Source organism: Spirillospora sp. CA-142024, assembly GCF_050942325.1.
Lineage (GTDB): Bacteria > Actinomycetota > Actinomycetes > Streptosporangiales > Streptosporangiaceae > Spirillospora.
Window position 1 is genome coordinate 6,693,853 of the sequence record NZ_CP192077.1, and the last position, 12,905, is coordinate 6,706,757.

Consider the following 12,905-nt stretch of genomic DNA (forward strand, 5'->3'; position numbering starts at 1 on the left):
CCATGACAAACGTCATGGCCCTGAAATCAGTACGTCATCGCGAACTATTCGGCGATCCGTTCCATGAGGCGGGCGGCGATCAGCAGGACATCGCGTTCGGTCTCGGTCAGGCCGTCCAGCGCGCCGGCGAGCCAGGCGTCGCGCTCGCCGACGTCGCGGCGCAGCGCGTCCGTCCCCTGCTCGGTGATGGTCAGCACGACCTGGCGGCGGTCCTGCTCGGCGCGGGCCCGGGAGATCAGCCCGTCCGCCTCCAGTTCGGCGAAGACCCGCGTCAGGGACTGCGGCCGCTGGCCTTCCGCCTCGGCGAGCTCGCCCGCGGAGGCGGGCCCGTTCCGGTACAGGTGACCCAGCACGACGAGCTTGTTGCCGCTCAGCGCCTCGGGTGACCTCGCGGCGCGCATCCGGCGCGAGACGCGCATGATCCCGTGCCGGATCTCCGCCGCGGCCTCCATCGACACCCTTTCCACAATGTTACGCTATCACTTACTAAATTCAGGAGGCGCCGTGACTCTTGCCATAGTGCGGCCCCGTTCCGTGGCGCCGGCCGTCCCCACCATGGGGGCGGTCCTGGCCGCCTTCGGTTCGGCGCTGCTCCTGGAACGGCTCGCGCACCTCGGTACGGACGTCGTCATGCAGGCGGTCGTCCTGTCCGTCACGCTCTCCAGAACACAGCGGGACACGGCGACGGCCGACCGTATGACCGGCTTCGTCGTGCTCCCCCTCGTCTCCGTCCTCGCGATCGCGCTGGGGACGCTGATGTCAGGCAGTCCCATCGCGGGGGACGCCGCCTTCGTGGTGCTCATCGCGTCCGCCATCTGGATCCGCCGGTTCGGGCCTCGTCTCACGCGCGCCGGCACGCTGATGATGCTTCCCGCGATCGCGCTCCTCGTCGTCCCCCACACGCGATCCTCGGGGCACCTCCTGTGGGCGCCGGTCGTGGCTCTGATCGCGTGTTTCTGGGTGACCGCGTTCCAAGTCCTCGCCGACCGCCTGGCTACCGCCAAGGCCCCTGCACCTGAGGCGAGGCAGGGGCGGAGCCGGGCCAGTGGACGGATGGCCGCTCAGATGGCAGTCGCATTGGTCGGTGCGTTCACCGCAGGTCATCTCGTCTTCCCCGACCACTGGTCCTGGGTAGTCCTGACCTCGTTCATCGTCTGCAACGGCGCCCTTGGGCAAGGTGACGCCTTGCATAAGGGCATCCTGCGCGCGCTCGGTGCGACCGGTGGCACCCTTCTGGCAGCGCTCGTGGCAGGGACGTTCGCTCCAGGCAGCCGGGGTTCTGTCGCCCTCATCTTCGTTGTGCTGGGTGTCGCCGTCTGGCTGCGTCCCCGGAATTACGCGTACTGGGCCGGCGGGGTCACGGCAGCGCTGTCGCTGCTCTACGGATACTTCGGGCAGCCCGCGATGCCTCTGCTCTGGACACGGATGGAGGCGATCCTTGTCGGAGCGGTCATCGGCGTCGCGTCCGCATGGTTCGTGCTGCCTTTCCGCACCAGGGACGTTCTGCGACGCCGCGCAGCCGGGGCGCTGGCCGTCCTCCCCGAGGTTCTCAAGGGCGAGCCCGGTGCGCTGACCAGGTTCGAGGTCTCGGTCGCAGAGCTGGACAAGCTCTACCCACCGCTGAGGATGCACCGTGCCATCACGCGCAAGAGCCCGCACCACGCCGACGTGGTCGATCTCCTGCGCGGCATCCGCAGCCACCTGGTCACGGACGCCCCTTCCATCAGCGCGATCGATGCGGCGGTGGCCGGGATCCGCGAGATCTGCACGCCGCCTAAGCGCGCACAAGCAACTCCGGATGCAGCTCGTCCGGACGCCTGATGCCAGAGAGCGCCATGGTCAGCTCCAGCTCTGCCTGGAGGCACCGCAGGACGTGCTGGACACCGGCCTGGCCCTCCAGCGCAAGCCCATACGCATACGGGCGCGCGACGAGAACGGCCTTGGCTCCGAGGGCGAGTGCCTTGGCGATGTCCGATCCCGTCCGGATTCCGCTGTCGAACAGGACGGTCGCCTGGTCGTGAACGGCCTCGACCACACCGGGCAGTGCGTCCAGTGAGGCGATGGCACCGTCCACCTGGCGTCCACCATGGTTGGAGACGATGACGGCGTCCATTCCGGCGTCCACGGCCTGGCGGGCGTCGTCGGGATGCTGGATGCCCTTGAGCGCGATGGGCCCGTCCCAGTGCTCACGCAGGAAGATCAGGTCATCCCAGGTCAGGCTGGGATTCCCGAAGTTGGCGACCCAGTGCAGGATCGCGGTGTCCCGGTTGGCGTCGGTGACGGGCCCGCCGACGGCCTTCTGGAAGACCGGGTCGCTGAAATAGTTCGCGACACCGATCCCGCGCAGGAACGGCAGGTAGGCCTGGTCCAGGTCGCGTGGACGCCACGCAAGCGTGAACGTGTCGAGAGTGACGACGAGGGCCGTGTACCCCGCCGCCTTGGCCCGCCCCAGGAAGCTGAGGGCGAGTTCCCTGTCCTTCGGCCAGTACAGCTGGTACCAGCGCGGCCCGTCCCCGTTCGCCTCCGCCACGTCCTCGATGCAGAACGAGGACGCCGTGCTCAGCACCATCGTCAGCCCCTCGGCGGCCGCCGCCCGCGCGACCGCCAGCTCGCCGTCCGGATGGAAGATCGACTGGACGCCGATGGGGCCGAGCAGGACCGGGGACGGCATCGCGGTGCCCAGCACGTCCACCGACAGGTCGCGCTCGGCGACGTCGCGCAGCATGCGCGGGACGATCCGCCACCGCTCGAACGCCGTCCGGTTCGCGCGCGCGGTCGCCTCGCCGCCCGCCGACCCCGCCACGTAGCCGAACGCCTGCGCCGGCAGCGACCGCTCGGCGAGGCCCTCCAGCTTCGTCAGGTCGGTGGGCAGCGTCGGCAGGACGTCCCCGAGACCCTGCAGATAGATCGAGTTCTGGAAGTCGGCCAGCCCGCTCAACGAAACCTCCACCTGGGGAATCGGACCCGTCCGTCCTCAATCTGCCAGGTTCGCGGAGGTGACGAAACGGGATCGATCGCCGACTTGGGCGGCACACCCGGTGGGGTAAGGCGAAAGATGTCCCCGGGACCGGCCACAATGTGGGGCATGGCACGACGCGCATCCCAATCCCCTCCACCGCCGCCGGACTTCGAAGAGAACATCGTCGACGTCGACGTCTCCGACGAGATGCGCGGCAGCTTCCTCGAGTACGCCTACTCGGTCATCTACCAGCGGGCGCTCCCCGACGCGCGCGACGGCATGAAGCCCGTCCAGCGCCGGATCCTGTACTCGATGAACGAGATGGGGCTCCGCCCCGACCGCGGGCACGTCAAGTGCGCCCGCGTCGTCGGCGAGGTCATGGGCAAGCTGCACCCGCACGGCGACAGCGCCATCTACGACGCGATGGTGCGGATGGCGCAGCCCTGGGCGATGCGGATGCCGCTCGTGGACGGGCACGGCAACTTCGGCTCGCTCGGCGGCGACGACGCGCCCGCCGCGATGCGGTACACCGAGGCCCGGATGTCCCGCGAGGCGATGCTGATGGTCGCCTCCATCGACGAGGACACCGTCGACTTCCGCCCCAACTACGACGGGCAGGAGCAGGAGCCCGAGGTCCTGCCCGCCGCGTTCCCGAACCTGCTGGTCAACGGCGCGTCCGGCATCGCGGTCGGGATGGCCACGAACATGGCCCCGCACAACCTCAGCGAGGTCATCTCCGCGGCCCGGCACCTGATCGACAATCCCGAGGCCACCCTCGAGGACCTGATGCGCTTCGTCCCCGGCCCCGACCTGCCCACCGGCGGCAAGATCGTCGGGCTGGACGGCATCCGGGACGCCTACGAGCGCGGCCGGGGGACGTTCCGCACCCGCGCCACGGTCGCCATCGAGAACGTCACGCCTCGCCGCAAGGGCATCATCGTCAGCGAACTGCCGTACGCCGTCGGCCCCGAGCGCGTCAAGGCCAAGATCAAGGAACTGGTCAACAACAAGAAGATCCAGGGCATCGCGGACCTGAAGGACCTCACCGACCGCAACGTCGGCCTCCGCCTGGTCATCGAGATCAAGAACGGCTTCAACCCGGAGGCGGTGCTTGCCGACCTCTACCGGCTCACGCCGATGGAGGAGACGTTCGGCATCAACAACGTCGCCCTGGTCGACGGCCAGCCGCGGACGCTCGGTCTCCGCGAGATGCTGCAGGTCTACATCGACCACCGCATCGACGTCGTCCGCCGCCGCTCGATGTTCCGCCGCAAGAAGCGCGAGGACCGCCTCCATCTGGTGGACGGCCTGCTCGTCGCCCTGCTCAACATCGACGAGGTCATCCAGGTCATCCGGCAGAGCGACGACGCCGCCCAGGCCAAGCAGCGCCTCATGCAGATCTTCGAGCTGTCGGAGATCCAGGCGCAGTACATCCTGGACACCCCGCTCCGCCGCCTCACCCGCTACGACCGGCTGGAGCTGGAGAAGGAGAAGGAGCAGCTCACCAAGGAGATCGCCAAGCTGACCGCGATCCTCGAATCCGAGCGGAAGCTCCGCGGCGTGGTCTCGAAGGAACTGGGCGACGTCGCCAAGGAGTTCTCCACGCCCCGCAGGACGATCCTCCTGGAATCCTCCGGCCAGACCGCCGCCGCCGCCGTGCCCCTGGAGGTCGCGGACGACCCGTGCACGGTGCTGCTGTCGTCGACCGGCCTGATGGCCCGCACCCACGACGCCGGCCCGCTGCCCGACAGCGGCCCCCGGGCGGCGCACGACGTCCTGACCTCGGTCGTCCCGGCGACCGCACGAGGCCAGGTCGGCGCGGTGACGTCGCTGGGCCGGATGATCCGCATCGACGTCCTGGACCTCCCGACGCTCCCGGCCTCGGCGACGCCCCCGTCCCTGGCGGGAGGAGCCCCGGTCACCGAGTACGTCGACCTGGAACCGGACGAGACGGTCGTGGGCATCGCCGCCGTCGGCGAGGAGGGCGGCGGCCTGGCCTTGGGCACCGCACAGGGCGTGGTCAAACGGGTCGTCCCGGACTTCCCGGCCAACCGCGACGAGTTCGAGGTGATCGGCCTCAAGGAGAACGACCGCGTGGTCGGCGCCGTCCAGCTGCTCGCCGAAGACCAGCACGTCGTCTTCATCACCACCGACGCCCAGCTCCTGCACTTCGCCGCCTCGCTCGTCCGTCCGCAGGGCCGGGCCGCCGGCGGCATGGCCGGGATCAAGCTGGGCGCGGGCGCGAGCGTCCTGTGGTTCGGCGCCCTCGACCCGTCCCGCGAGGCCCGCGTCATCACGATCTCCGGCTCGGCCTCGGCCCTGCCCGGCACCCAGACCGGGGCGATCAAGCTCGCCGACTTCGCCGACTTCCCGTCCAAGGGCCGCGCCACCGGCGGCGTCCGCGCGCACCGCTTCCTCAAGGGCGAGGACGTCCTGCTCCAGGCATGGGCTGCCCTGACTCCGCTGCGCGCCGCGGCGGCCAACGGCAAGCCAGCCATGCTCAACGTCGCCATGGGCCGCCGGGACGGCTCCGGCGAGAAGCTGGACAAGCCCCTGACCGTCATCGGCGGCCCCATCGGCCCGGCCCCGGAAGAAGACGCCTCTGAAGAAGACACCTCGGAAGAGTGACACCGGAGGCCCCGGGTCACCGACCCGGGGCCTCTGACGACCGACGCCTGGAGATCGCCGCGTTGCGGCCGGTCAGCCGCGCCGGTGGCCCCGGCAGCAACAGGCCGACCATCGCGATGGCCACGGCGAGCCCGGCCGCGACGAGGAAGACCAGGTCGTAGCCGGCGGCGAGGGCGGCCGGGGCACTCTCGCCGGCCTCCGCCGCGGCTCTGGCGCCGGCGGCCGTCGCGAGCGCCGCCAGCCCCACCGACCCGCCGACCTGGTTGGACGTGACGGCCACGCCGCCGACGATCCCCGCGTCGTCCTCGGGAACGCCGGCGGTCGCCGCGGCCATGAGGGTGGGGAAGGTCAGCCCGATGCCGACCGCGATGAGGAGCGTGGGCCCGAGCACGCCGGTGACGTAGCCACTGTCGGCGTGGGCCTGGGAGAGCCAGCCGAAACCGACCAGGAAGCAACCGCAGCCTGCCAGCACCAGGTGACGCACGCCGGTTCGAGGCAGCAGCGCTGAAGCCCACCGCGCGATCACCATGAACGTCACCGCCGCGGGCGTCTGCCCGAGCCCGGCTTGAAGCGCGCTGAAATGCAGCACGTTCTGCAGGAACAGCGACGTGAAGTACCACATCGCGATGGCGATGCCTCCGAACAGCAGCAGCATGCCGTTGCCCACGGCCACGCCCCGGATCCCGAACAGCCGCAGGGGCATGAGCGGCCGGCCGGCGAAACGCGCCTCCACCACGGTGAAGACGACGAGCAGGAGCAGGCCCGCGACGACCGGCCCGGCGACCTGCACGGACGTCCAGCCGTGATCGGCGCTCTGCATGACCCCGTAGATCAGTGCGGCCAGCCCCGCCGTCCCCGTGACCGCGCCGGCGAGGTCGAGCGGTTCCCGCCGGCCTGCCGGGGTGCCGGCCAGCGACATCACGGCCACGACGATCAGCACCGCGCCGATCGGCACGTTGATCAGGAAGACCCACCGCCACGACAGGCCGGTGGTGATCGCACCGCCCGCGACCGCGCCGGCCATCCCGCCGACACCGCCCGCGGCGGACCACGCGCCGAACGCCCGGGCACGCGCGTGCTCCTCGGTGAACCAGGTGTTGATCACGACCAGTGTCGCCGGGGCCATCATGGCGGCTCCCATGCCCTGCGTGACGCGGGCCGCCACGAGGACCTCCGGAGCGGCCGCCAGGCCTCCGGCGAGGCTGGAGGCGGCGAACAGGGACAGCCCGGCGACCAGCACGCGGCGCGGGCCGAACAGGTCGGCGGCACGGCCGCCCAGCAGCATGAAGCCGGCGAAGGTGAGCAGGTAGCCGTTCACCACCCAGGCCAGGCCGGTGGCGGTGAAGCCGAGGTCCCGGTCGATCGACGGGAGGGCGACGTTGACGATGGCCGAGTCCAGGATCACCATGAACTGGCCTGCACACGCCAGCGACAGGACCGTCCAGGCGGCCCCGGCGTGCGGCTTGGCCCGCCGGGTCGCGGTGCTGGTACTCACGCCGTCTGGGAGGTCGCGCCGACCGCGGTCTCGCGGGCGCCTCCACCGTCCGCGGCGGTGCCGTCGAGGCGGCCGCCCTCCAGCAGCCGGATCGTGATCTCGGCCAACCGCCGCCCCTGGTACCTGGCGGCTTCCAGCACCGCGGCATCGGGGCCTTCACCGGTCGACGACGTGCCGTACGGGTTGCCACCGGCGGCGTACACGACCGGATCGGTGAATCCGGGCGGGACGATCAGCGCGCCCCAGTGGTAGAACACGTTGGCCAGCGAAAGGATCGTGGCCTCGCTGCCGCCGTGCCGGTTGAACGCCGAGGTGAAGGCGGTCACCGGCTTGTCGGCCAGCCCGCCGTCCCGCCACAGCCCGCCGGCCTGGTCGATGAACTGCTTGAGCTGGGCGGCCGGCGCGCCGAACCGCGTCGGCGTCCCGAACGCGAACGCGTCGGCCCACGCCAGGTCCTCGACCGACGCCTGCGCGAGTGCCGCGGCGGCGTCGGTGTGCCGCCGCCACAGCGGGTTCTGGTCGATCGCGCTGTCGGGTGCCAGCTCGGCGACCCGCCGCAGCCGAACCTCGGCCCCGGCCGCGGCGGCCCCCTCGGCGACGGCCTGCGCGAGCGCGTGCACGGCGCCTGTCGCGCTGTAGTAGATGACGGCGACCTTCACGGTCATGTCTGCCCCTCGAAGTCGGGTAGGATTAGTTACGCGCATAAATATTATGCAGATAACTAAGTCCGTCAAGGAGGGTCCGTGGACTTCGCGCAAGCCGACGCCATCAACCAGGCCATCCGCCTGCTGAGCCTGCGCCACCGGGCCAGGACCGCGACGCTGCTGGCGCCGCTCGGCCTGCACCCCGGGCAGGAGGCCCTGCTGCTCGAACTCGCCCGGACCGGCCCGATGATCCAGGCGCAGCTCAGCGAGGCGCTCGGCTGCGAGCCGCCCAGCGTCACGCTCATGACCCGCAAGCTCGAAGCCTCCGGCCACGTCCGCCGCGGGCCCGCCCCGTCCGACAAGCGCGCCAGCGTCGTCGAACTCACCGACAGCGGCAGGGCGCTCGTCGACCAGGTCAAGCGGATCTGGTGCGCACTCGCGGAGGAGACCGTGTCCGGCCTGCCCGCCGAGACCGTGGCGGAGCTACCCGGCGTCCTCGGAACCCTGACCGGCAATGTCGACGCCAGGCGCCGCCGGGACGACCGGTAGGAACCGCGCGCCCTCCGCCGGAGGAGAGCCGGGGCGGCGCGACGCCGCCAGCGCCAGCGCGGCCAGGACGATGAGGGCCCAGCCGCCCGAGGCGGGCTCCAGTACCGAGACCGGGACGCCGAGGGCCAGCAGGATCCATCCGGCCTCGGCGGGCACCGTGCCCGTGGCGATCACGGATCGCCTGACGAGCAGGCCGAGGCCGAAGAAGGCCACACCGCCGAGCAGGAACCAGAGGGTCGTCATCCGGCCGTCGTCGTCGTTGGCGACGGTGTTCCACAGGCCGTCCGAGGCGATCCCGCGCCAATGGGAGCGGTCGGCGCCGAGGCCCACCAGCATGTGGACGACGGCGACCGTGAGGATCAGCCGCGGGGTCCAGCGGGCGAGGGCGGCGGGGCGGAGTGGTTCCGGTGTCATGACGGCCTCTTCTCTCGGGTGCGTGCGCCTGCGCGGGTCATCCCGGCGACGATCAGGTGGTGGAACGGGCGGACGACGGTGAAGTAGAGAGGGCCCGTCCAGCGGTGGTACTTCACGACGGTCGCCAGCTCGTAGCGGGATCGGCCGCCGGTGGGCACCGCGGTGAAGATCAGGCGGCCGGTCAGATGGGTGTCGGTCGCCGCCAGGGCGAGGTAGCGGTCCTCCTCCCCATGGGTGACGGTGAAGAAGGCGGCGGGGTCGCCGGGCGTGAACGAGATCTCGGCCGGGCCCGGAGGCGTGCCGAGCGGGACGTCCGGATCGCGGAGGCGGAGCGCGCGGGCCAGCACCGCTCTGGCCCGGAAGAGCGCCCTCAGCCAGGCGGGCCGCCAGCCGATGGCGGCCGCGACGAACTCCCGCAGGGACGCCTCGGACTCGATGCCGCGGACGTCGATGTGGTCGGCGTCCGTCAGGAGGCCGGCCAGTTCCGGAAAGGTGTCGATCTGCCTCATGGCGTGTTCCCCTCTGCGTCCAGGAGCGGATACAGCAGTTCGTAGATGCCGTGCTTGTCCGCGGCCGGGAGCGGCGGCATCAGGTGGGCGCCGCCGATCAGGACCAGATAGAGCAGGACGGCCAGCCGGTCCGGGGACGAGTGACCCGCCTCCTCGCACAGGCCGCGCAGGTAGGCGATGCGGGTCGCGTCCACGCGCTGCTGCATCTCCGCCGCCTCCCGGTCCTGGTTCGCCCAGGCCCGCACGGCGATCTCCAGGTCCGGCCCGGTGTCGATGATCGCCTCCCTGGCGAGGCGGTCCAGTCTCCGCCGGGCGGACAGGCCGGCGTCCGCCTCCACCACGTCGATGATCGCGGTGGTGTACCGCTCCTCGTAGCGGGCGAGGAGACGGGTCCGGAACTTCGGCATCGAGCCGAAGTGGTGGTAGAACGCGCCCTTCGACATGCCCATGCGCTCGCACATCCGGTCCAGCGTCACCGCGGGCGCTCCCTGTTCGGCCAGCAGGGCGAGCCCCTCGTCCAGCCATGCCTCGGCGTTTGCCATGCAACTCTCCATACCAAAAGGTTTGGTATGGAGCCTAGCAGTGCGCGGCCGGGCCCCGGTTCGTGACGTTCGTCTCGGCCTCAGGCCAGGCGGTCGCGGATCCCGGTGAGGTGCTCTCTCAGCGCCGACCAGGGAAAGGCGCCGTCGGGATCGCCGCCCGAGTCGGGCGTCGGGAGGCGGGCGGTGTCCAGGAGGACGGTGACGCCCCAGTCGCGCAGCTCGGCGATGCTGCGGGCGAAGACGGGGTGGCGGGCGAGGGCCGAGTTCGGCCACGGCACCGCGACGATGGGGAGGCCGAGTCCGACGGCCTCGTTGAGCAGGCCGAGCGCTAGCGTGTCGCTCGTGCCGTGGGCCCACTTGTTGACGGTGTTGAACGTGGCGGGCGCCACGGCGAACGCGTCCGCCGGCGGCAGGACGTCGGGCTCCTCCGGCCGCTTGTAGTCGGAGCGGACGGGGTGGCCGGTGATCTCGGCCAGCCTTCCGGCGTCCAGGAACTTCAGTCCGGACGGCGTCGAGACCAGGCACACCGTCCAGCCGTCCGACCGGAGGCCTTCGACGAACGGGGGCAGTTCCGCGGCGGGACGGCCGCCGCAGGCGATCACATAGAGCACGGCCACGGTGGAATTACATACCCTGTAATCACATCGCCCGAATCACAGTGGACGAGTTACGCCGGGGTGGTCTGCCCTTCGCGCGGGCGCGGCAGCGGCGCCTGCAGGCCGCGCTCGGCGCAGGCGGCCAGGGCTTCGAAGAGGTCGGACGGTCCTCCGGAAGCGTCGTCGTAGTGCCAGAAGCGGATGAGGGCCTCGCCCTCGACACCCGGGTTGAAGCGGCCGAGGGCGAAGCAGCCGGCGATGGCCATGCGGACGATGACGCGTTCGCTGTCGTCCAGTTGCAGGACGTAGGCGGCGGCATCGATGAGGCCGATCGCGGCGCGGGCGTTGCGGCCGTCGTCGCAGGGGTCGGGGCGGTTGATCCGCCATTGCGCGTACGGGCGCAGGTAGTCCGCGATCATGCAGGTTCTGAGCACGGTCTCATGCTGAGGGCGGAGGGCCCGGACGGCGCGGCCTTTGACCCAGGTCTTGCCGGACGCTGACCGATGATCAGCCAGTGAGACCGTGTCTGAAGGCGTAGGTGACCGCCTGGGCGCGGTCGCGGAGGTTCGCCTTGGCGAAGAGATTGTTGATGTGGGTCTTGACGGTCGCCTCGGAGATGAACAGGTCGCCCGCGATCTCGGCGTTGGAGCGTCCCTGCGCGATGAGGGTGAGCACCTCCGCCTCCCGCCGGGTCAGGCCGTCCGGCAACTCTCCGCGCGTGGTCCGGCGCGGGCTCTCGCCGACGGCGACGGCCTCGACCAGGCGGCGCTGGACGGCCGGGTCGAGCTGGGACGCTCCCCCGCGGACGGCCGCGACGGCGCGCGCGATCTCGTCGGCGTCGGCGTCCTTGGTGAGGTAGCCGCGGGCCCCGGCACGGAGGGCGGCGAAGATCGATTCGTCGTCGGCGTAGGTGGTCAGGACGACGATGCCGACGTCCGGGTGCGACTCCTTGATGCGGCGGGTCGCCTCCACGCCGTCCACGCGCGGCATCCGCAGGTCCATCAGGACGACGTCGGGACGCAGTTCGGCGACCATCGCGACGGCCTGCTCGCCGTCGCCGCACGCCCCGGCCACCTCGATTCCGGGAAGCAGCTCCAGCAGAAGCACCAGGCCCTCGCGTACCACGGTCTGGTCGTCCACGACCAGGATCCTCGTCTTGTCGCCCACCGCGTCCCGTCTCCCGTTCAGGCCGGCACTCTGAGGGACACCCGAAATCCCTTGCCGTCCGGTCCGGTGACAAGCGTGCCATCGATCAGCTCGGCGCGCTCTCGCATCCCGACGAGGCCGTACCCGCCGCCGCCCAGCTCCACGGCGGTCTCCGTTCCGCCGGTATCGGTCACTTCTAGTTCGACCCCGCCGGTGAGGTATCGCAGGGTGACCTGTGCCCGCGCGCCAGGTGCATGTTTGCGGATGTTTGTGAGGGCCTCCTGCGCGGTGCGGACGACCGCGAGCCCGGCCTGAGGCGGTAGCTCCCGGGGCACACCGGTCACCTGCACATCGCAAGGGCGGCCGGTACTGGAGTAGAACTCGTCGGCAAGCTCCTGGATGACCTCCTTGGGCTCGGGCACCTCCCCGCGAAGCGTGGCGAGGGCCCGCCGTGTCTCCTCCAAGCCGGAGCGGGCGAGGTTCCGCGCGCGCTCTACCCGGTCCAGGGCCTGGACGCGGTCACCGTCGCGTGCCAGCAGCAGGCGTGCTCCTTCCAGATGGACGATCTGCGCCGACAGCGAATGGGCCAGGATGTCGTGGATCTCCCGTGCGAGGTGCGACCGCTCGGCGAGCACCGCGTTGGCGGCCTCCGCCCGGCGGGTCGCCTCTTGCGCGGCCGCGCCCTGGCGGCTGGCCACGGCGCCCAGCGTGAGGCCCGCGAACGCCGACATCAGGCCGAGATCGGCGCCGCCGGACCGGAACCCCTCCCCCAGCCCGCCGATCACGACGACGGTCACGACGCTCACGGTGATTCCCAGGCGCAGCGGCAGCCGCGACATCAGCACCCACAGACCGGCCATGCAGAAGAAGAACCCGCCGCCGGCGTGCGGCGCGATCGCGTACAACGCCATCGCCGGCACCAGCGACAGAAGAAGAAGGACGATGCCCAGCTTCCGGTAGGGCGAGGCTTGGCCGCGCCCGACACAGATTCCGGTTCCCAGCAGGGCGAACATGACCACGTTGAGCACGAGAAGGGCCAGTCCCGTGCCGTGCAGGGCGGGCGCCGGATCCTCTTTCAGCAGGCCGCGGACGTAGGCGACGAGGGCCCAGGTGAGAAGGGTGCCGATGACGAGAACGCGGGTGATCCGTTCCCCGGTGGTCTTCACGGTACGACGCTAACCGGTCCGGCCGTGCCGAGCCTCCTCACGCGCAGCCCGACGACGAGGTTCTGGACGAGCAGCGGGACGGTGTACATCCGCCGCTCGTCGGGGGGACTCGACCGCAGCTGCCGGTACAGCACCAGCGCGAGCACGGCGAGGGCGATGAGGACGTCGTCCAGCGTGTTCATGCCGTCGACGCTAGGGATCGGCGGCCCTCTCGCGGATCGGCGCCCGGCTGGACTTCCCGTTCTCCACCGCAGGGT

Annotated in this window: 15 protein-coding genes; 3 read left to right on the plus strand and 12 right to left on the minus strand. The window is 71.0% G+C overall.

Annotated elements, in window-relative coordinates; genetic code table 11:
- Positions 1–44: 44 nt before the first annotated feature.
- The gene (locus tag ACQPZP_RS31695) at positions 45–467 is read right to left on the minus strand and encodes a MarR family winged helix-turn-helix transcriptional regulator (RefSeq protein ID WP_433473376.1); all 423 of its coding nucleotides are present in this window, start codon (positions 465–467) and stop codon (positions 45–47) included.
- A gap of 37 nt (positions 468–504) precedes the next feature.
- On the opposite strand from ACQPZP_RS31695, the gene ACQPZP_RS31700 reads away from it, so the two are divergent.
- Positions 505–1,821: an FUSC family protein gene (locus tag ACQPZP_RS31700; RefSeq protein WP_433473377.1), complete on the plus strand. Its 1,317-nt coding sequence runs from the start codon at positions 505–507 to the stop codon at positions 1,819–1,821.
- Here the strand turns inward: ACQPZP_RS31700 and ACQPZP_RS31705 are convergent.
- On the minus strand, positions 1,775–2,950 hold the full coding sequence (locus ACQPZP_RS31705; protein WP_433473378.1) for a lactate 2-monooxygenase: 1,176 nt from the start codon (positions 2,948–2,950) through the stop codon (positions 1,775–1,777). The two genes, ACQPZP_RS31700 and ACQPZP_RS31705, sit on opposite strands and share 47 nt — an antisense overlap.
- Before the next feature lie 135 nt (positions 2,951–3,085).
- Here ACQPZP_RS31705 and ACQPZP_RS31710 point away from each other — a divergent pair, with 135 nt between their 5' ends.
- A complete protein-coding gene (locus ACQPZP_RS31710) occupies positions 3,086–5,587 on the plus strand; it encodes a DNA gyrase/topoisomerase IV subunit A (RefSeq protein ID WP_433473379.1) in 2,502 nt (833 codons plus the stop codon).
- 16 nt (positions 5,588–5,603) lie between these two features.
- Here the strand turns inward: ACQPZP_RS31710 and ACQPZP_RS31715 are convergent, their stop codons facing one another.
- The gene (locus ACQPZP_RS31715) at positions 5,604–7,082 is read right to left on the minus strand and encodes an MFS transporter (RefSeq protein ID WP_433473380.1); all 1,479 of its coding nucleotides are present in this window, start codon (positions 7,080–7,082) and stop codon (positions 5,604–5,606) included.
- Positions 7,079–7,747, minus strand: a complete 669-nt coding sequence (wrbA, locus tag ACQPZP_RS31720; protein ID WP_433473381.1) for an NAD(P)H:quinone oxidoreductase — start codon at positions 7,745–7,747, stop codon at positions 7,079–7,081. Before wrbA ends, ACQPZP_RS31715 begins: the two co-directional genes overlap by 4 nt.
- A gap of 78 nt (positions 7,748–7,825) precedes the next feature.
- Here wrbA and ACQPZP_RS31725 point away from each other — a divergent pair, with 78 nt between their 5' ends.
- Positions 7,826–8,275 (plus strand): MarR family winged helix-turn-helix transcriptional regulator, encoded by a 450-nt coding sequence (locus tag ACQPZP_RS31725; protein WP_433473382.1) that lies wholly within the window; start codon positions 7,826–7,828, stop codon positions 8,273–8,275.
- Here ACQPZP_RS31725 and ACQPZP_RS31730 read toward each other — a convergent pair.
- The 8 genes from ACQPZP_RS31730 to ACQPZP_RS31765 form a co-directional block, all read right to left on the minus strand.
- On the minus strand, positions 8,210–8,689 hold the full coding sequence (locus ACQPZP_RS31730; RefSeq protein WP_433473383.1) for a DUF6463 family protein: 480 nt from the start codon (positions 8,687–8,689) through the stop codon (positions 8,210–8,212). The genes ACQPZP_RS31725 and ACQPZP_RS31730 overlap by 66 nt on opposite strands.
- Positions 8,686–9,198 carry a DUF2867 domain-containing protein gene (locus tag ACQPZP_RS31735; protein WP_433473384.1) on the minus strand — a complete coding sequence of 171 codons (513 nt, stop codon included), beginning with the start codon at positions 9,196–9,198 and terminating at the stop codon, positions 8,686–8,688. The genes ACQPZP_RS31730 and ACQPZP_RS31735 overlap by 4 nt, the downstream gene beginning before the upstream one ends.
- Positions 9,195–9,740: a TetR/AcrR family transcriptional regulator gene (locus tag ACQPZP_RS31740; protein WP_433473385.1), complete on the minus strand. Its 546-nt coding sequence runs from the start codon at positions 9,738–9,740 to the stop codon at positions 9,195–9,197. Before ACQPZP_RS31740 ends, ACQPZP_RS31735 begins: the two co-directional genes overlap by 4 nt.
- Before the next feature lie 80 nt (positions 9,741–9,820).
- Positions 9,821–10,357, minus strand: coding sequence for a flavoprotein (locus tag ACQPZP_RS31745; protein WP_433473386.1), 537 nt, complete (start codon positions 10,355–10,357; stop codon positions 9,821–9,823).
- 50 nt (positions 10,358–10,407) lie between these two features.
- Positions 10,408–10,770, minus strand: a complete 363-nt coding sequence (locus ACQPZP_RS31750) for a hypothetical protein (RefSeq protein ID WP_433473387.1) — start codon at positions 10,768–10,770, stop codon at positions 10,408–10,410.
- Between the two features lie 73 nt (positions 10,771–10,843).
- On the minus strand, positions 10,844–11,503 hold the full coding sequence (locus ACQPZP_RS31755; protein ID WP_433473388.1) for a response regulator: 660 nt from the start codon (positions 11,501–11,503) through the stop codon (positions 10,844–10,846).
- A gap of 17 nt (positions 11,504–11,520) precedes the next feature.
- On the minus strand, positions 11,521–12,648 hold the full coding sequence (locus ACQPZP_RS31760; RefSeq protein ID WP_433473389.1) for a sensor histidine kinase: 1,128 nt from the start codon (positions 12,646–12,648) through the stop codon (positions 11,521–11,523).
- Positions 12,645–12,830: a hypothetical protein gene (locus ACQPZP_RS31765; RefSeq protein WP_433473390.1), complete on the minus strand. Its 186-nt coding sequence runs from the start codon at positions 12,828–12,830 to the stop codon at positions 12,645–12,647. Before ACQPZP_RS31765 ends, ACQPZP_RS31760 begins: the two co-directional genes overlap by 4 nt.
- Positions 12,831–12,905: the final 75 nt, after the last annotated feature.

Coding starts and splice junctions, on each gene's coding strand:
- ACQPZP_RS31730 (WP_433473383.1), bottom strand. CDS start 8,689: ATGACACCGGAACCACTCCGCCCCGCCGCCCTCGCCCGCTGGACCCCG.
- ACQPZP_RS31735 (WP_433473384.1), bottom strand. CDS start 9,198: ATGAGGCAGATCGACACCTTTCCGGAACTGGCCGGCCTCCTGACGGAC.
- wrbA (WP_433473381.1), bottom strand. CDS start 7,747: ATGACCGTGAAGGTCGCCGTCATCTACTACAGCGCGACAGGCGCCGTG.
- ACQPZP_RS31710 (WP_433473379.1), top strand. CDS start 3,086: ATGGCACGACGCGCATCCCAATCCCCTCCACCGCCGCCGGACTTCGAA.
- ACQPZP_RS31740 (WP_433473385.1), bottom strand. CDS start 9,740: ATGGCAAACGCCGAGGCATGGCTGGACGAGGGGCTCGCCCTGCTGGCC.
- ACQPZP_RS31765 (WP_433473390.1), bottom strand. CDS start 12,830: ATGAACACGCTGGACGACGTCCTCATCGCCCTCGCCGTGCTCGCGCTG.